Origin of the sequence: Pseudomonas sp. 478 (assembly GCF_003254125.1) — a bacterium.
In the GTDB taxonomy this organism is placed as follows: Bacteria; Pseudomonadota; Gammaproteobacteria; order Pseudomonadales; family Pseudomonadaceae; genus Aquipseudomonas.
On record NZ_QKZG01000006.1, the window covers coordinates 109,037 to 127,137 of the forward strand.

Consider the following 18,101-nt stretch of genomic DNA (forward strand, 5'->3'; position numbering starts at 1 on the left):
ACTCGCCTGAATTAACTAGGAAATCGCCCATATGAATACCGCCGTCAACGCCAACGTAGTGCATGAATCAGAAGCCCAGCGCCAACACGCCCGAGTAAAAATTCCGGCCAAGCTGCGTTTCTTCGGTCCTGACCGGACCCCGGTCGAAGCTCGGGTCATCGACCTCTCCGCTGGCGGCCTGGCTTTCAACGCCGGTCAGCTGCCACTGAAGATCGGTGACGTGTACAAGGCTCGCCTGCAGTTCGTCATCGATAACCTCGGCCTGGCCATGGACGTCGAGTTACTGGTGCGCTCCCACGACCGCGAAACCGGCCGTACCGGTTGCCAGTTCCAGAACCTCGAATCCCAGGACATTTCCACCCTGCGCCACCTGATCACTTCTCACCTGGCCGGCGACATCGTCACCATGGGTGAAGTGCTGGCCACCCTGCAACGCGACAACTTCACCAAGGCGCGCAAGACCAAGGATGGCGGCCACGGCATGACCCCGTTCGGTCGTCTGCGTGCAGTGACCTTCAGCTTGGCGATCTTCCTCGTCGGTCTGACGGCATTCGGCTTCATCTTCAAGTCGGTGTACGGCATGTACTTCATCAGCCACGCCCAGGCCGGTCTGGTCAGCGTGGCGGGCATGAACATCACCATGCCGCGCGATGGCACGGTGCAGAGCCTGATCAAGCCCGACGGCGTTGCCGCCAAGGGCGCGCCGCTCGCGACCTTCAGCACCAGCATGCTCGATGTGCTCAAGGGCCATCTTGACGACAATCAATTGCAACCAGCCAAGGTTGAAGAACTGTTCGGCAAGCAAATGACCGGCACCCTGACGTCGCCGTGCGATTGCACCGTAGCGCAGCAAATGGTCGCCAACGGTCAGTACGCCAGCAAAGGTGACGTGATCTTCCAACTGGTGCCGCGTAACAGCGAAGCCAACGTTGAAGCGCGCTTCTCCTATCGCCAGTTCGCCGACGTGTTGCCAGGCAGCTCGGTCAGCTTCCAGATCGCCGGCGAAGACAAAACCCGCTCCGGCACGATCGTCAGCAGCACCAGCCTGAAAAGCGCCGACCTGTCGTCCGACATCCGCGTGATGATCAAGCCTGACGAGCCGCTGGACAGCAAATTCGCCGGTCGCCCGGTTGAAGTCAACGCCACCCGTGGTCCGAACCTGAACTGGCTGATCGACAAAGCCATGGCCGCCGGTCGTTAAAAACAAGAGGACATGCCCGTGACTAGCCCACTCAGAATCCTGCCAGTTCCGCTAACTCTGGCCATGGCAATTGCCCTGGCCGGATGCGCCGGCCTGCCCGACCAGCGTCTGGCCAACGAAGCCCTCAAGCGCGGTGATACCACGCTGGCGGCGCAGAATTACCAGCAATTGGCAGACCTGGGCTACAGCGAAGCACAGGTTGGCCTCGCCGATATCCAGGTCGACAGCCATGACCCGGCGCAGATCAAGAAAGCCGAGGCGACTTATCGCGCCGCGGCCAGCGTCTCGCCGCGAGCTCAGGCTCGCCTGGGTCGTCTGCTGGTGGCCAAACCCGGCTCCACCGAAGCCGAACAGCACGAAGCCGAAGGCCTGTTGAAAAAAGCCTCGGCCAATGGTGAAGGCAACACCCTGATCCCGCTGGCGATGCTGTACCTGCAATACCCGCACAGTTTCCCGAACGTCAATGCACAACAGCAGATCAGCCAATGGCGCGCCGAAGGCAAGCCGGAAGCGGGCCTGGCCCAAGTGCTGCTCTATCGCACCCAGGGCACTTACGACCAGCACCTGGACGAAGTGGAATCGATCTGCAAAGCCGCGTTGAACACCACCGACATCTGCTACGTCGAACTGGCCACGGTCTATCAGAAAAAAGCCCAGCCAGAGAAACAGGCCGAGCTGATCAAGCAAATGCAAGCCGCTCAGGCTCGCGGTGCGGTTTCCGCCCAGCGGGTGGACAGCGTGGCTCGCGTACTGGGCGATGCATCCCTGGGCACGACCGACGAGAAAACCGCCCAGTCGCTGCTCGAAGGCATCGCACCCGGCTACCCCGCTTCCTGGGTCAGCCTGGCGCAATTGCTCTACGACTTCCCGGAACTGGGTGACGTCGACACGATGATGAAGTACCTGGACAACGGCCGCGCCGCCGACCAGCCGCGCGCGGAACTGCTGCTGGGCAAGCTCTACTACGAAGGCAAAATGGTGCCGGCCGACGCGAAGGTCGCCGAAGAACACTTCAAGAAAGCCGTCGACAGAGAAGTGGCCGCCGATTACTACCTCGGCCAGATCTACCGTCGCGGTTACCTGGGCAAAGTCTATCCGCAGAAAGCGCTGGATCACCTGCTCAAGGCTGCGCGTAACGGCCAGAACAGCGCCGACTTCGCCATTGCCCAACTGTTCTCCCAAGGCAAGGGCACCCGGCCCGACCCCCTTAACGCTTATGTCTTCAGCCAATTGGCCAAGGTCCAGAACACCCCGCAAGCCACCGAGCTTGCGCAAACACTCGAAACCCAACTGCCGCCTGCCCAGCTCGCCGAGGCCCAACGCCTGTTGAAACAAGAACAGGCCGTTCGTGGTGCCTTGAGTCAGAACACGCTGGAACTGCATGCCCTGGAAGAAGAAGACGGCGAGGAATCCCTATGAAGTTGAATCCATTCGTTAAGGCCGGTATTGGCCTGTCATTTGCCCTGCTGTGGTCGTGCCCGACCCTGGCGGCCCTGACTGAAAGCAAGAACTACGGCCTTGACGTGAAAGTCACCGCCCAGTCCGAAGACGACACTGACCTCGGTACGGCGAGCGGCGGCGACGTCAACGGCGTCGGCCTCGACCTGCGTCCATGGGTCTACGGCGAGAGCGGCGCGTGGAGCGCCTACGCCATGGGTCAGGCGGTGACGTCCACCGACATCATCGAGACGGACACCTTGCAACAGTCCGACAGCGACGGCACACAGGCCACCGACAACGGTGATCGCAAAAGCAAGAAAAACTACCTGGCGATGCGTGAGTTCTGGGTCGGCTACAGAGGCCTTACACCCTACCCCGGCGAGATGCTCAAGCTCGGTCGCCAGCGCCTGCACAATGACGATGGCCAATGGCGCGACACCAACATCGAAGCCCTGAACTGGACCTTCGACACCACCCTGTTGCGCGCCAACGCCGGTGTTGCCGAACGCTTCAGCGAGTACCGCACCGACCTCACAGAACTCGCGCCCAAGGACAAGGATCGCCTGCACGCTTTCGCCGATGCGGCGTACCAGTGGACCCCGGGCAACTGGGTCGGCATTCGCGGTCATCACACCCACGATGACGGCAAGCTCGACTACGCGCAGCCGGGTGTTCCCGCCGATTCCCTGGACAAGAAACAGAATGGCGACATCAGCTGGCTCGGCCTTACCGCCGACAGCGATGCCTACAACTGGCGCAACACCAACACCGTCAACTACTGGGGAAGCGTGACCGGTATGAGCGGCGACCGCGACAAGGTCAACCCGCTCAACGCCGATGGCACCGCTCCAGCACAAGCCAAAACCAGTGGCAATGTAGATGGCTGGGCCACTGACCTGGGCGTGCGTCTGCGCCTCGATCCGCAATGGCAAGTCGGTGCAGCCTATGCCCGTGCCAGCGCCGAATACGAACAGAACGGCCTGGAAAGCAACCGCTCGAACTACACCGGTACTCGCTCGCGGGTTCACCGTTTCGGCGAAGCCTTCCGTGGCGAAATGCAAAACATGCAGTCCGCCACCCTGTTCGGTTCGTGGATGCTCAACGACGAATACGACGCCAGCGTGATCTACCACAAATTCTGGCGCGTAGACGGCAACAAGCCTGTCGGCAGCAACGGCATCAACGCCGTCGAGAACAACACCGACGACGCGACCGGCGCAATTCTGTCCAGCACGTCCCTGCCGCTGGAAGATGGCAACAAAGACCTCGGTCAGGAAATGGACGTGGTCGTCACCAAGTACTTCAAGCAAGGCCTGCTGCCCGCCTCCTTGAGCCAGTCGATCGATGAGCCTTCGGCCCTGGTGCGGTTGCGTGGTGGTGTGTTCAAGCCCGGCGATGCGTATGGCAAAGGCGTCGACTCGTACATGCACCGCGCGTTTATCGACGTGATCTGGCGCTTCTGATGCAAACCGCTAAGGGAGTTCCTGACATGAACAGTCCGAAGAGAGGCTCGATAACCTTGCTGGCCGGCGCGATGTTGCTGGCCAGCACGGCAGCCTTCGCCACAGTGGAGCCGGCCTCGCCCGTTCAAAAAGGGCAACCGGCGACCATTGCAAAAGGGTTGCAACAGGCCAAGACCTACACCGTCAGCAGCGCCCCGACCGCGCCGCTGGAGCTGGCCGCGCCGAAGCTGCCGGACACCTCCGGCTACACCGCCGAAGCCATCGCCGCGAAAGTCGTGCGCACCAAGGCCGGCAAAATCAGCGTGCGCCGGATGATGCAGGAAAACGCCCTGAAGGACTTCATTGGCGGCGATAACAAGATGGCCGAATGGGTCGTGCGTCAGCACGGTATCCCGCAGGCGATTTTCATCGACGACGGCTACATGAACCTCAAGGATCTGGCCAAGAAAGTACCCAAGCAGTACTTCAGCGAAACCTCGCCGGGTGTATTCCTGGCGAAGCTGCCGATCGTGGTGGGTGAGAAAGGCATCCTGGAAATCGACAAGCAGACCCAGGAACTGCGCCTGTCCCAAGAGGGCGGTTCGTTCCTGGTCAACGACGGCCAGCTATTCGTGCGCGATACCAAAATCACTGGCTGGAGCGAGAAGGCAAACGGTCCGGCGGCCTTCAAGTCGCCGAAGGAATTCCGTCCGTTCCTGCTGTCCTGGGGCGGCACCCAGACTTACATCGCCAACAGCAAGATCGCCAGTTTCGGCTACGCCAACAGTAAGTCCTATGGCGTGAGTATTTCCCAGTACACGCCGAACATGGCCAAGGTGCTCAAGCGCCCTGAACCGAGCGGCTGGATCGTCGGTTCCGAGTTCTCGGACATGTGGTACGGCTTCTACTGCTACGAAACCCGCGACTTCGTGGTCAAGGGCAACACCTACAAAGACAACATCGTCTACGGCATTGACCCGCATGACCGTTCCCACGGTCTGATCATTGCCGACAACACGGTGTTTGGTACCAAGAAGAAGCACGGGATCATTATTTCCCGTGAAGTGAACGACAGCTTCATCTTCAACAACCGCAGCTACGACAACAAGTTGTCGGGCCTGGTGATCGACCGTAACAGCGTCAACAACCTGATCGCCTACAACGAGATCTACAAGAACCACACTGACGGCATCACCCTCTACGAGAGTGCCGACAACCTGATCTACGGCAACAAGGTGATCAGCAACCAACGCCACGGCATCCGGATTCGTAACAGCGTGAACATCCGCCTCTACGAAAACCTGTCCATGGCCAACGGCCTGACCGGCGTCTACGGGCACATCAAGGACCTGAGCGACACCGACCGGGACATCAAGCTCGACCCGTTCGATGCCCAGGTGTCCCTGATCGTGGTCGGCGGCGAACTGGCCGGCAACGGCAGCGGCCCACTGTCCATCGACTCGCCGTTGAGCGTGGAGTTGTATCGCGTGTCCATGCTTGCGCCGACCAAATCCAGCGGCATCAGCTTCTCGGGGATTCTCGGCGAGCGCCAGGATGAAATTCTCGACCTGCTGGTGCGCCAGCAGAAAGCCGTGTTGATCGACCCTGTCGAACGCCAGACCAAAGTACGGGACTGAGGATAATTTTATGCACCCACACTTGATCAAATTACTCAGCCTGTCGGCCCTGACCGCCGGCATTCTCGCGGCCAGCGCCGGCGCTCGTGCCGATGAAGCCAAAGCACCAACCTTCAACGCCGAACCGTGCTGCAACCTGTGTCCGGAAGCCCACGACGCGAAGAACTACACCACGCGTTACCAGCAGAACTTCACCACGCTGGTGCAGGCTCAGGGCGATTGGCTGTTCCGTACGCAAGAAGACTTGCGCACCGAATTCGACACCACACCCGCCGGCTACAAGCGCATGAAAGAACTGCACGATGCGTTCAAGAGCAAAGGCATTGAACTGGTCATCGTTTACCAGCCGACCCGTGGTCTGGTGAACCGCAACAAGCTCAACCCGGAAGAGAAGGCCAAGTACGATTTCGACAAGGCCTTGAGGAACTACAAGACCATGCTCGGGCGTTTCGCCGCCATGGGCTACACCGTGCCGGACCTGTCGCCGCTGACCAACGAGTCGCTGCCTGACACTCTGCCGGCCCACGACTTCTACTTCCAGGGCGACCAACACTGGACGCCGTATGGCGCCCAGCGCACGGCGAAAATCGTCGGCGAGCAAATCAAGAAAATGCCGGCCTTTGCCGACGTACCGAAACGCGAATTCGAGAGCCATAAGTCGGGTCGCATGGGCAAGACCGGAACGTTACACAATATGGCTGGTCAACTCTGTGGCACCAGCTACGCGATCCAGTACATGGATCAGTTCACCACCGAGCCGAAAGGCGAAGCAGCTGATGGCGATCTGTTCAGTGATTCCGGCAATCCGGAGATCACCCTGGTCGGCACCAGCCACAGTGGCAAGAACTACAACTTCGCCGGTTTCCTCGAAGAGGCCATCGGCGCCGACATCCTCAACGTAGCGTTCCCCGGCGGTGGCCTGGAAGGTTCGATGCTGCAGTACCTGGGCAGCGAAGAGTTCCAGAAGAAGCCTCCGAAGATTCTGATCTGGGAATTCTCGCCGCTCTATCGCCTCGACCAGGAAACCATCTACCGCCAGATGATGGCGCTGCTGGACAACGGTTGCGAAGGAAAGGATGCACAGATGACCGGCAGCACCACGTTGAAACCGGGCAAGAACGAATTGATGGTCAACAGCAAGAACCTGAACCTGCAAAACAGCAGCCATCAGGTTGATATCCGCTTCGCCGATCCGTCGGTGAAAACTCTGCAAGCCACCCTCTGGTACATGAACGGCCGCCACGAGGACATCAAGATCGAAAAGCCGGAAACCTCCGACACTGACGGGCGTTTCGCCTTTGAGTTGCGCACGGACGAAGACTGGGCCTCGCAGAATCTGCTGGCCGTCGAAGTCCAAGGCCCTGAAGCAGGTGCCGCGGGACAGAAAGTCGAAGCGAAAATCTGCAAACGCAACGTGTTCCCTGGCACTGGGCAGCGTACCGCTCAGGCCGGGCAGTGAGGCAATCTCTTATGACATGCATGCAAACCCGAACTTTGAAAAGATTGATCGCACCGTCCCTGCTGACTCTGGCGATGTTCGCCGGAGCCACCCAGGCCGCCGCGCCCCTGCGTCCACCCCAGGGTTATTTCGCGCCGATTGAAAAAGTCAAAACCGGCGACAAGAGCGAAGGCTGTGATGCGATGCCGACGCCGTACACCGGCTCGCTGCAATTTCGCAGCAAATACGAAGGTTCCGACAAGGCCCGTTCGACCCTGAACGAGGCGTCGGAAAAAGCCTTTCGCGACAGCACCGCCGACATCACCAAACTGGAACGCGGCACCAGCAAGCGCGTGATGCAGTTCATGCGTGACGGTCGTCCGGAACAACTCGAATGCACGCTGAACTGGTTGACCGCCTGGGCCAAGGCCGATGCGTTAATGTCCAAGGACTTCAACCACACCGGCAAGTCGATGCGCAAATGGGCCTTGGGCAGCATGGCGTCTTCGTACATTCGCCTGAAGTTTTCCGACTCCCATCCGTTGGCGAATCATCTGCAAGAATCGCAGGTGATTGAAGCCTGGTTCAACAAGATGGCCGATCAGGTAGTCAGCGACTGGGACAACTTGCCGCTGGAACAAACCAACAACCATTCGTACTGGGCCGCCTGGTCGGTGATGGCAACGTCCATCGCCACCAACCGTCGCGACCTGTTCGACTGGTCGGTGAAGGAATTCAAGGTCGGCGCCAATCAAATCGACGCCCAGGGTTATCTGCCCAACGAACTCAAGCGCCAGCAACGCGCCCTCGCCTACCACAACTACGCCCTGCCGCCGCTCGCGATGATCGCCAGTTTCGCTCAGGTCAACGGTGTGGACTTGCGTCAGGAAAACAACGGCGCATTGAAACGCCTGGGTGATCGAGTGCTCGCGGGCGTCAAAGACCCGGACGAATTCGAGCAGAAGAACGGTAAGGAACAGGACATGACCGACCTGAAGGTCGACTCGAAATTTGCCTGGCTCGAACCGTTCTGCTCGCTCTACACCTGCTCGCCGGATGTGCTCGAGAAAAAGCACGAAATGCAGCCATTCAAGACTTTCCGCCTCGGGGGTGACCTGACCAAGGTCTACGACCCGGCGAATGAGAAGGGCAAAAAGGGTTCCTAGAGCCAAACGCAAAACCCCTGTGGGAGCGGGCTTGCTCGCGAAGGCGGTGTGTCAGAAAACACATTGCTGAATGCCAGGCCGCTTTCGCGAGCAAGCCCGCTCCCACAGGGTCAGTGTCAGGTTTGAATTGTGTGTTACGCCCTCCGGTTTTCGGTGGGGGGTTTGGGGGGGCTGCGGCCCTTGACTGTTGGTTAAACATGGAGAGACCGGGATGGTATTTTCATCCAACGTGTTCCTGTTTTTGTTCTTGCCGATCTTTCTCGGCATGTACTACTTAAGCGGAATACGCTATCGCAACCTGCTGCTGCTGATCGCCAGCTACGTGTTCTATGCGTGGTGGCGTGTGGACTTCCTTGCGCTGTTCGCAGCCGTCACGCTGTGGAACTACTGGATCGGCCTCAAAGTCGGTGCCGCAGGCGTTCGGACCAAACCGGCACAACGCTGGTTGCTCCTGGGCGTGGCCGTCGACCTGTGCATTCTCGGCTACTTCAAGTACGCCAACTTCGGCGTCGACAGCATCAACGCGATGATGACCTCCGTCGGTCTGTCGCCGTTCATCCTGACCCACGTACTGTTGCCGATCGGGATCTCGTTCTACATCTTCGAGTCCATCAGCTACATCATCGACGTCTACCGTGGTGACACGCCGGCGACCCGCAACCTGATCGACTTTGCCGCTTTCGTGGCGATCTTCCCGCACCTGATCGCCGGTCCGGTGTTGCGCTTCCGCGATCTCGCCGACCAGTTCAACAACCGCACCCACACCCTCGACAAATTCTCCGAAGGCTGCACGCGGTTCATGCAGGGTTTCATCAAGAAGGTGTTCATTGCCGACACCCTGGCGGTCGTGGCCGACCATTGCTTCGCCTTGCAGCACCCGACCACGGGCGATGCCTGGCTCGGCGCGCTGGCCTACACCGCGCAGCTGTATTTCGACTTCTCCGGTTACAGCGACATGGCCATCGGTCTGGGCTTGATGATGGGTTTCCGCTTCATGGAAAACTTCAAACAGCCGTACATCAGCCAGTCGATCACCGAGTTCTGGCGTCGCTGGCACATCAGCCTGTCGACCTGGTTGCGTGACTACCTGTACATCACGCTGGGCGGTAACCGTAAAGGTACGCTGATGACCTATCGCAACCTGTTCCTGACCATGCTGCTCGGTGGTCTGTGGCACGGCGCGAACATCACCTACATCGTCTGGGGCGCCTGGCACGGCATGTGGCTGGCGATCGAAAAAGCCCTGGGCCTGAATACCTCGCCGCGCAGCATCAACCCGATCCGCTGGGCGCTGACTTTCCTGCTCGTGGTCATGGGCTGGGTGATCTTCCGCTCGGAAAACCTGCACGTCGCCGCTCGTATGTACGGCGCGATGTTCAGCTTCGGCGAATGGTCCCTGTCGGAACTCAACGCGGCCAGCCTCACCGGCCTGCAAGTAGCGACCCTGGTGGTGGCTTACATGACCCTGGCGTTCTTCGGCATTCGTGACTTCTACAGCAACCTGCCGCCTGAGAAGACCAAGCCTGTTGTGAACGTCGGGGCCGATGGCCCGGCTGCCGCGACCCCTGGAATGATCAAAGCCGTACCGGGCGACAACCCGGGCAGCATCCACCAGCCTGGCTACACCGTTGGCGTTGAAGCGACTGTGCAACCGGCCTACTGGACTGCCGACTGGCCTCGTTACGTGATGCGCACGCTGGTACTGGTGCTGTTCATCGCCTCGATTTTCAAACTCTCGGCGCAAAGCTTCTCGCCGTTCCTTTACTTCCAGTTCTGAGGGATCTGACTATGACCCGCTCATTACGCATCCTCTACATCGGCCTGTTCATGGTGACGCTGTTAGTCCTGGGCCTGTGGTCCACGCGCAGTTTCTTCGGTTTCAGCACCTCGGCCGAAACGACGGTGCTCAACGGCCGCTGGACCAAAGCCGTGGAGACGCATTACGACGACGAGTTCCCGATCAAGCGCCTGGGTACCAACCTTTGGGCTGCGCTGGATTTCAAACTGTTCAACGAAGGTCGTCCGGGCGTCGTGCTCGGCCGCGATCAGTGGTTGTACAGCGATGAGGAATTCAACCCGATCGTCAACGAAGAGCTGAACCTGCAAGGCAACTACGCGCTGGTTGAAGGCGTGCGCCAGGAGCTGAAGGCGAAAGGCGTGAAACTGGTCATGGCGATCGTACCGGCCAAGACTCGCCTGTACCCGGAACACCTGGGTGAAGTGAAGCCTTCGAGCATCCACGCCAACCTCTATGACGACTTCCACGCTCATGTGGCGGCCAACAAGATCCTCGCTCCCGACCTGTTCGGCCCGATGCTGAAGGCCAAGCTGGACGGTCAGCAAGTGTTCCTGCGCACCGACACTCACTGGACCCCGGAAGGCGCGCAAATCGCTGCCGAGGCCCTGGCCAAAACCATCGCCGAAAAAGCCCCGCTGAGCGGCGAGCCGCAACACTTCGTCACTGAACCTGCGGAGAAGGTGACTCACAAGGGCGACCTGCGGTTGTTCCTGCCGCTGGACCCGCTGTTCGAAAACCTGATGCCCAAGACTGAGCCGTTGCAGAAGCGCAACACCGTTGCGGCGCAAGACCAGGCTGGCGGTGATGACGCCTTGTTCGCCAACACTGAAGTGCCGGTGGCCCTGATCGGCACCAGCTACAGCGCCAACCCCAACTGGAACTTCGTCGGTGCGCTGAAACAAGCGCTGAACAGCGACGTGGTCAATTACGCCGAAGACGGCCACGGCCCGATTCTGCCGATGCTCAGCTACCTGAAAAGCGATGCTTTCAAGAACAGCCCGCCACAAGTGCTGATCTGGGAGTTTCCTGAACGTTATCTGCCTGTGAACAACGAAATCGGTGACGCCGACCCACAGTGGGTCGCAGAGCTCAAAGAAGCCGGCGTTCGCCAACAAAACGTAGCCGCAAACACTAAATCCGAGACGCCCGACCGGGCGCAAAACTGAAAGAGAGGTACACCATGACTTTCACTACTACTCCTCGCCGTCTCGCCAAGACCTTCGCACTCGTTGCAGGCATGAGCGTTCTGTCGATGTCCGCCTTCGCTGGCGACGCCGCACTCTACGGCCCGACTGCACCGAAAGGTTCGAGCTTCGTACGTGTCTACAACGCCGGTAACGCTGAAGTCAGCGCCACCGTCGGCACCACCAACCTGGCCGAAGTCGCGCCGCTGTCCAGCACTGACTTCAGCTTCATGCCGGGCGGCGACTACAGCGCCAAGATCGGTAGCCAGTCCTTGCCGGTGAAACTGGCCGGTGATCACTATTACACCCTGGTCAACAACGCCAGCGGCGCACCGCAACTGATCGAAGAACCGCCGTTCAAGAACAAGCAGAAATCCCTGGTTCGCGTGCAGAACCTCAGCGACAAGGCCCTGACCCTGAAAACCGCTGACGGCAAGACCGAAGTGGTCCCGACCGTGGCCGCCAAGGGCCGTGGCGAACGTGAAATCAACCCGGTCAAGGTCAGCCTGGCGCTATACGATGGCGACAAGAAAGTCGGCGACGTGAAACCGGTTGCCCTGGAACGCGGTGAAGCCGCCGTGCTGTATGTGACCGGCAGCGGCAGCAGCCTGGCGCCAGTCTGGGTAAAACGCCCGGTTTCGACGCGCTAATACATTTGCCCGGTTGACCCACATCCCTGTGGGAGCCGGGCTTGCTCGCGAAGACGGTTTCACATTCAACGATAAAGTTGGCTGACCCACCGCTTTCGCGAGCAAGCCCGCTCCCACAAGGAACCGAGGCGTCAATTGGGACACGGAATAAGAACAAGAGTGAAACGACAGAACGCAGTAGCTCTGACCCATACGATTTTCAAGGAGTAACAACATGATTCCGGTGATCTTGTCAGGTGGTAGTGGCTCACGTCTTTGGCCGCTTTCGCGTAAGCAATTCCCTAAGCAATTCCTCGCCCTGACCGGCGAACAAACACTGTTCCAGCAAACCCTGGAACGCCTGGTGTTCGAAGGCATGGACACCCCCATCGTGGTCTGCAACAAGGAACACCGTTTCATCGTCAACGAGCAACTGGCCGCCCGTAAACTGGACGTGCAGCGCGTCCTGATGGAACCGTTCGGCCGCAACACCGCGCCAGCCGTGGCCTTGACCGCACTGATGCTGGTCAACGAAGGTCGCGACGAATTGATGTTGGTGCTGCCAGCCGACCACGTGCTGGAAGATCAGAAAGCCCTGCAACGCGCGTTGGCCCTGGCCACGGTCGCTGCGGAAAACGGCGAAATGGTGCTGTTCGGCGTCCCGGCCACCAAACCGGAAACCGGCTACGGCTACATCAAGTCGGCCAATGATTCGCTGCTGCCCGAAGGTGTCAGCCGCGTCTCGCATTTCGTCGAAAAACCGGACGTGAAGCGCGCCACCGAGTTCGTCGAATCCGGCGGTTACTTCTGGAACAGCGGCATGTTCCTGTTCCGTGCCAGCCGTTTCCTCGAAGAGCTGAAAAAACACGATCCGGACATCTACGACACCTGCGTGCTGACCCTGGAACGCAGCGAGCAGGATGCCGACACCGTCGACATCGACTCCGCCACCTTCGCTTGCTGCCCGGACAATTCCATCGATTACTCGGTGATGGAAAAAACCCAGCGCGCCTGCGTTGTGCCGCTGACCGCGGGCTGGAGCGATGTCGGTTGCTGGGCGTCGTTGTGGGAAGTGAATGAAAAAGACGCCAACGGCAACGTCACCAAAGGCGATGTGGTCATTCAGGACAGCAAAAACTGCATGATCCACGGCAACGGCAAACTGGTGTCGGTGATCGGCCTGGAAAACATCGTGGTCGTCGAAACCAAGGACGCCATGATGATCGCCCACAAGGACAAGGTCCAAGGCGTGAAACAGATGGTCAACACCCTCAACGAGCTGGGCCGCAGCGAAACCCAGACGCACTGCGAAGTCTATCGTCCGTGGGGTTCCTACGACTCGGTGGACATGGGCGGTCGCTTCCAGGTCAAGCGCATCTCGGTCAAACCGGGCGCGTGCCTGTCGCTGCAAATGCACCACCACCGCGCCGAACACTGGATCGTGGTCAGCGGCACTGCTGAAGTGACCTGCGACGAAAACGTGTTCCTGCTCACTGAAAACCAGTCGACCTACATCCCGATCGCCTCGGTCCACCGCTTGCGCAATCCGGGCAAGATCTCGCTGGAAATCATCGAAGTGCAATCGGGCAGCTACCTGGGCGAAGACGATATCGAGCGGTTTGAAGATATCTACGGTCGCTCCAACCCGATCGAACGCGGCGTGTCGGTGAAAACCATCGCGCAGTAAGCGTTCAGCAAAATAAAAAGCCCTCGTCCAGCCCGCTGCGTTTTCCCTATCCGCAGCGGGTTGGGTGGGGGCTTTTTTTTGCATCAACCTTTTGACATTTGCCGAGCCGGGGCTGACCTGGACGTTCCATTCAGTGATTGTCGTCTTCCGGCATAAGGCTTGGGCGCGACAAGCTCAATGAAACCCTGGTTTCGGCTCAACGTCTGAACCACTGCCTGCGTCTGCGTCGAGAGCTCGGCGATACGCTCGAAGGTTTCCGGATCCGCGCTGCCGGAAACGGCGAATTCAGTTTTAATTGCCTGCATCCTGAACTCCAACATATCGATCACTGCGGGTGTTTCGTCGTAAGCCGTGCTAAGCGATTCCGCTTTGAGCCCTTGCGATGCCTGGTAGAACTCCCGACCTGTCTTGATCAGCCCTGGCGCTTCCGGTCCCAGCTTACTGGCGACCTTTTCAATACCCTTATCAACCACCGCGGTGGTGACTTTTTTCCTTATTTGCTTTCGCCCTTCACTTGTCCGCGGGTCAATCGCCGACAGCTCAAGTTTTACCGTTGCAAGGCTGAGTTTCTTTTTGGGTTCAACGCTCTCAATGAATGCTTTAGGGTTCATTTCGTTACCCTTGAAGTTGATCGGACGATCCAATTGATAGGTGTCCACCACCTTGGAAATCAAAGCATCTGCCGCCTTGGAGCCGGCTTTTGTCCCGGCCATAGCTCCCAGCGTTGCCCCCCCCCGGACCTATCAACCCACCCAAGGTACCGCCTGCCGCAGTACCTGCCGACGTAGCCACAGTACTGACAGCACTGCTGGCCAGTTGGGTAACGACTCGTCTGCCCAATGCTTTGAACCGATGCTGCGCATAGGTGTGGTTAAGTATTGAATTTTTGAGATCAGAAGCGGCTCCTCCAACTGATGAGACCAAGGCTTGTTGCTTGTCCAGGCTTTGGCTCAACTCTGAAGCTTCGGTCTTTCCACCGCCGTCGCTATCGACATAATTCATGGGCGAATTACCGACCATCTGATACAGGTTCGGCCCATCGATGAACCCCTTGGGATCGGGGTTAAGCCATCGCTGCAACCACGGCACGTAATAACGCAGGCCGTAGTAATAAAGCCCTGTGGCATCCCGTTCCTTGCCCGAGTAACGGATCACTTTGTAACTGACCTCAATCACATCATCCCCGGCAAACCAGGCCGTGGCGCCAAACGAGTAATAGATTTCCCGACTGATGATTCGCGCGTCACCCGCAAGCTCCAGCGTGCAAGAACTCAAGTGATCGATGAGGCTGTAACGGAATTGATCGTTGCTCATGCCGTGCGGTGGATCGGTCTCCCAGTGCAGTACCCGCACGCTGTTGAGACCGGCCTGGGCGGTGATCACCTGCAGCTTCGTCGCAGTCCCGTCATCAGTGCGCAATTCAAGTCCCGGCAAGTAACGCACCTCAGCCACCACGGTTCGGGCATTGGTCTGTAACGTGCGAATTTTGCGCACGCGTTGACCGCCACCGTCATAAACATAGGACTCACTGTCATTGCGTCCGGGATCGCGCTCCACCGGGCTGACCGACTGCAACTGGTTACGCAAATCCCACGTCAAAAACTGCCCCTGATCCAGCTCAAGCAAATTGCCGCGGGCATCGAACGCGGCGGCGATTTCCTCTTCGGTGGGGGGCATGCCATTGCGATAAGGCAGACAGCGATTGCTGTACTGGGCGGCTTTTAGTTCACGCCCCGGGCTTTGCGCACCGACGTGCGTCAGTTTCAGCAGATTGCCGCCCTCGTCATAGCTATAGGTCTGGTGATAGTTGCTGACCGCCGCCGGATCGGCCCGCCCCAAGGATTCCGGTCCCTGGTTAGGAGCGCCCGCCTCCCAGCCAACGGCCTCGATCAATTGGTAAAGGCTGTCGTAGATAAAACGACTGACCGGATCGACACGCTGGTTGGCGAAGTAACGCACTGGCAGTGCCTTGTCCTCGATGCTCAGGACATTACCCATCCGGTCATAGTCGTAGATCAGATGCTGCAACCACCGGGCACTCGCGTCCTGTGCCCCGCGCTCACTCAACAAGCCATCTTCAGCGCGGTAAAGGAGGGTTGTTTGCACACCATTGCCGGCAGTTTCGTGTGTAACCTGCCCCTCGGCGTTGTACTGGATATCGTTGACCAGCGTTTGCCAGGTGGCCAGCTTCTGAAGCAGCAGACGCGTCTCACGCAAGCGACCGTCAAGTGTCAGGCGGAAGGCCTGGCGGTTGCCCTTGGCATCGACCTGTTCCAGCACATCATTCAGCGGGCCGAAGCGCCACGTCGAGGTGGTCCCTTCCCCCGGCTCAAGCAGCCGCTGGCGATCGCCTTCCAGCTCCGGCCAATCAGGTGCAACAGGGTCCAGGGTGAAATGACGGACTTGCTTCACGCATCGACGGGTGATTGAAAACGCCTCGAACAGCACCGTCCCGGCGGGGTCATCATGACGGATCAACTGCCCGCACTGATTCCGGACGCCATGATCGGGACCGCCATAAGTCATGCGCTCAACAGCCCTTCGCGGCTCGGTCGTGCCCTGTTCGAACACCACCAACGGACGAAGCAAGTCATCGTATTCGACCTTGCGTCCGGTGCCTCGGCTGTCCCAGCCCAGCAACACCTCATTGCCCAGCCCCGACAGGCTGAGCTGCCAACCGGCATCGACGCCGTCAGTGAACAGCGCGTTACCCGACAGCGAAAACACCGTCGTGAGGTTGGCGTGCCGCAACGGATCCTCTTTTGGCAGCGCCCAAAGCCGTGGGTCCCACTGTTCAACCGCATGTCCTGCGGCATCATAAAAGGTGCGGCTGATGCGTGCCTGAGTGGGGTCACCTTCGACCTCACGCCAATAATCAACCGAACGGATCGGCAGACCACGCGGGTCGACAACCGACAATCCGGGGGTTTTGTGGTGCATTCCTATCGTCAAGGCTTGCATGCCGGTCGCGTCCCTGTTTGCCAGCAGTCATCTAACCGCTCGTGGGCAAGCCAGGCTACTGTCAGAAATCACAGTGCCGACCAACGGCAACAGACCTTGATCGACGAATGTCCATTCCTTCAGCCCTTCGGTAGGATGGTGGTCATGAGTTCAAGGAGCGTTCAAACATGTTCATCGGCGTCCTGCTGGTCATCACCTGGCTGATTTTGTTGCTACGCTACCCGGCCAAGGCATTGCCGGTCTCGGTGGCAGCCGCTATCGGATTGGGTGTGGTGGCAACGTGGGTGATCTGGATGGACAACCGCGAAGTCAAACAACTGGCGCGCCTTGAGTTGCGCATCACTTACGCACCCGAACAGTGCCCGGTGGACCGGCCGTTGCATCTGACAATGAACAACGGCAACGACGTTCCGCTGACCGAGCTACGCTGGCGCGTCGCCGCGTATGCGCCGGGCGATACGGTCAATCTGGCCGACAATCAATACGCCGCACCGCGCTATCGCGGCCCCGGCGAATTGCAGGCCGGCGCGAACTGGGAAGACTGTTTGCCGCTGCCGCCGTTGCGCCCCGGTTATCGCCCGCAAACACTGGAGTTTCGCGCCGAGCATTTGCAGGGTAGTTTCTCCGATTAATCCCCTTCCTCTTTTTGCACAAGGACCGCGCCATGCCCGTTGCGTTGATTACCGGTTGTTCCAGCGGCATTGGCCGCGCCCTCGCAGACGTTTTCAAAAATGCCGGATACGACGTCTGGGCCAGCGCTCGCAAGGCTGAAGACGTGGCGGCGCTGGCCGCTGCCGGTTTCACCGCCGTGCAACTGGACGTCAACGACGGCGCGGCACTCGAACACTTGAGCGAGCGCATCAACCAGCAACACGGCGGCCTCGACGTGCTGATCAATAACGCAGGTTACGGCGCCATGGGGCCGTTGCTCGATGGCGGGGTGCCGGCCATGCAGCGGCAATTCGAAACCAATGTGTTCGCCATCGTCGGCGTCACCCGCGCCCTGTTCCCGGTGCTGCGTCGTGCCAAGGGCCTGGTGGTGAACATCGGCAGCGTTTCCGGGGTTTTGGTCACGCCATTCGCTGGCGCCTATTGCGCCTCGAAAGCGGCAGTGCATGCTTTGACCGATGCCTTGCGCATGGAACTGGCGCCGTTTGGCGTGCGGGTCATGGAAGTCCAGCCGGGCGCCATCGCCTCGAGTTTTGCCAAGAATGCCGGCCATGAGGCGGAGCAGCTGATTACCGAACAATCGCCGTGGTTTCCGCTGCGTGAAGGCATTCGCGCGCGGGCCAAGGCCTCCCAGGACAACCCGACCCCGGCCAGTGAATTTGCCGCCGGTTTGCTCAAGGCCGTGCAACAGAGCAAGCCACCGCGTCTGATTCGTTTGGGCAATGGCAGTCGGGCGTTACCGTTGCTGGCGGGGATATTGCCTAAAGGGCTGCTGGAGGCGGGGTTGATGAAGCGGTTCGGGCTGCGCGGGCAACTCTGAGACCGAGTCGACGCCATCGCGAGCAGGCT

General features: G+C 59.5%; 14 protein-coding genes. 12 read left to right on the top strand and 2 right to left on the bottom strand.

Annotation, left to right across the window (positions count from 1 at the left end; genetic code table 11):
- Positions 1-31: 31 nt before the first annotated feature.
- The 10 genes from DFS28_RS14250 to DFS28_RS14295 all read left to right on the top strand — a co-directional run bounded on the left by DFS28_RS14250 (position 32) and on the right by DFS28_RS14295 (position 13,622).
- Positions 32-1,201, top strand: a complete 1,170-nt coding sequence (locus tag DFS28_RS14250) for an alginate biosynthesis protein Alg44 (protein ID WP_111450328.1) — start codon at positions 32-34, stop codon at positions 1,199-1,201.
- Between the two features lie 12 nt (positions 1,202-1,213).
- Positions 1,214-2,620, top strand: a complete 1,407-nt coding sequence (algK, locus tag DFS28_RS14255; protein WP_111450329.1) for an alginate biosynthesis TPR repeat lipoprotein AlgK — start codon at positions 1,214-1,216, stop codon at positions 2,618-2,620.
- Entirely contained in the window at positions 2,617-4,104 is a 1,488-nt protein-coding gene (locus tag DFS28_RS14260) for an alginate export family protein (RefSeq protein WP_111450330.1), read from the top strand. Before algK ends, DFS28_RS14260 begins: the two co-directional genes overlap by 4 nt.
- 26 nt (positions 4,105-4,130) lie before the next feature.
- Positions 4,131-5,720, top strand: a complete 1,590-nt coding sequence (algG, locus tag DFS28_RS14265; protein WP_111450331.1) for a mannuronan 5-epimerase AlgG — start codon at positions 4,131-4,133, stop codon at positions 5,718-5,720.
- A 10-nt stretch (positions 5,721-5,730) separates the two neighbouring features.
- Positions 5,731-7,179, top strand: a complete 1,449-nt coding sequence (locus DFS28_RS14270; protein ID WP_111450332.1) for an alginate O-acetyltransferase — start codon at positions 5,731-5,733, stop codon at positions 7,177-7,179.
- 11 nt (positions 7,180-7,190) lie between these two features.
- Positions 7,191-8,324, top strand: coding sequence for a mannuronate-specific alginate lyase (locus DFS28_RS14275; RefSeq protein WP_111450333.1), 1,134 nt, complete (start codon positions 7,191-7,193; stop codon positions 8,322-8,324).
- A gap of 211 nt (positions 8,325-8,535) precedes the next feature.
- Positions 8,536-10,101 carry an MBOAT family protein gene (locus tag DFS28_RS14280; protein WP_111450334.1) on the top strand — a complete coding sequence of 522 codons (1,566 nt, stop codon included), beginning with the start codon at positions 8,536-8,538 and terminating at the stop codon, positions 10,099-10,101.
- 11 nt (positions 10,102-10,112) lie between these two features.
- Positions 10,113-11,288 (top strand): alginate O-acetyltransferase, encoded by a 1,176-nt coding sequence (locus DFS28_RS14285; protein WP_111450335.1) that lies wholly within the window; start codon positions 10,113-10,115, stop codon positions 11,286-11,288.
- A gap of 14 nt (positions 11,289-11,302) precedes the next feature.
- Positions 11,303-11,956, top strand: a complete 654-nt coding sequence (locus DFS28_RS14290; RefSeq protein WP_111450336.1) for an alginate O-acetyltransferase AlgF — start codon at positions 11,303-11,305, stop codon at positions 11,954-11,956.
- 214 nt (positions 11,957-12,170) lie between these two features.
- Positions 12,171-13,622, top strand: a complete 1,452-nt coding sequence (locus DFS28_RS14295; protein WP_111450337.1) for a mannose-1-phosphate guanylyltransferase/mannose-6-phosphate isomerase — start codon at positions 12,171-12,173, stop codon at positions 13,620-13,622.
- Between the two features lie 83 nt (positions 13,623-13,705).
- Here DFS28_RS14295 and DFS28_RS30865 read toward each other — a convergent pair whose 3' ends face one another.
- Both DFS28_RS30865 and DFS28_RS14300 read right to left on the bottom strand, forming a co-directional pair.
- Complete coding sequence (locus tag DFS28_RS30865) at positions 13,706-14,335, bottom strand: hypothetical protein (RefSeq protein WP_256596886.1); 630 nt, start codon at positions 14,333-14,335, stop codon at positions 13,706-13,708.
- Positions 14,238-16,583 carry an RHS repeat domain-containing protein gene (locus DFS28_RS14300; RefSeq protein WP_256596883.1) on the bottom strand — a complete coding sequence of 782 codons (2,346 nt, stop codon included), beginning with the start codon at positions 16,581-16,583 and terminating at the stop codon, positions 14,238-14,240. Before DFS28_RS14300 ends, DFS28_RS30865 begins: the two co-directional genes overlap by 98 nt.
- 167 nt (positions 16,584-16,750) lie before the next feature.
- Between DFS28_RS14300 and DFS28_RS14305 the strand changes: the two genes are divergently transcribed.
- Together DFS28_RS14305 and DFS28_RS14310 are read left to right on the top strand one after the other, a co-directional pair.
- A complete protein-coding gene (locus tag DFS28_RS14305; RefSeq protein ID WP_111450338.1) occupies positions 16,751-17,215 on the top strand; it encodes a multidrug transporter in 465 nt (154 codons plus the stop codon).
- A 32-nt stretch (positions 17,216-17,247) separates the two neighbouring features.
- Positions 17,248-18,072, top strand: a complete 825-nt coding sequence (locus DFS28_RS14310; protein WP_111450339.1) for an SDR family oxidoreductase — start codon at positions 17,248-17,250, stop codon at positions 18,070-18,072.
- Positions 18,073-18,101: the final 29 nt, after the last annotated feature.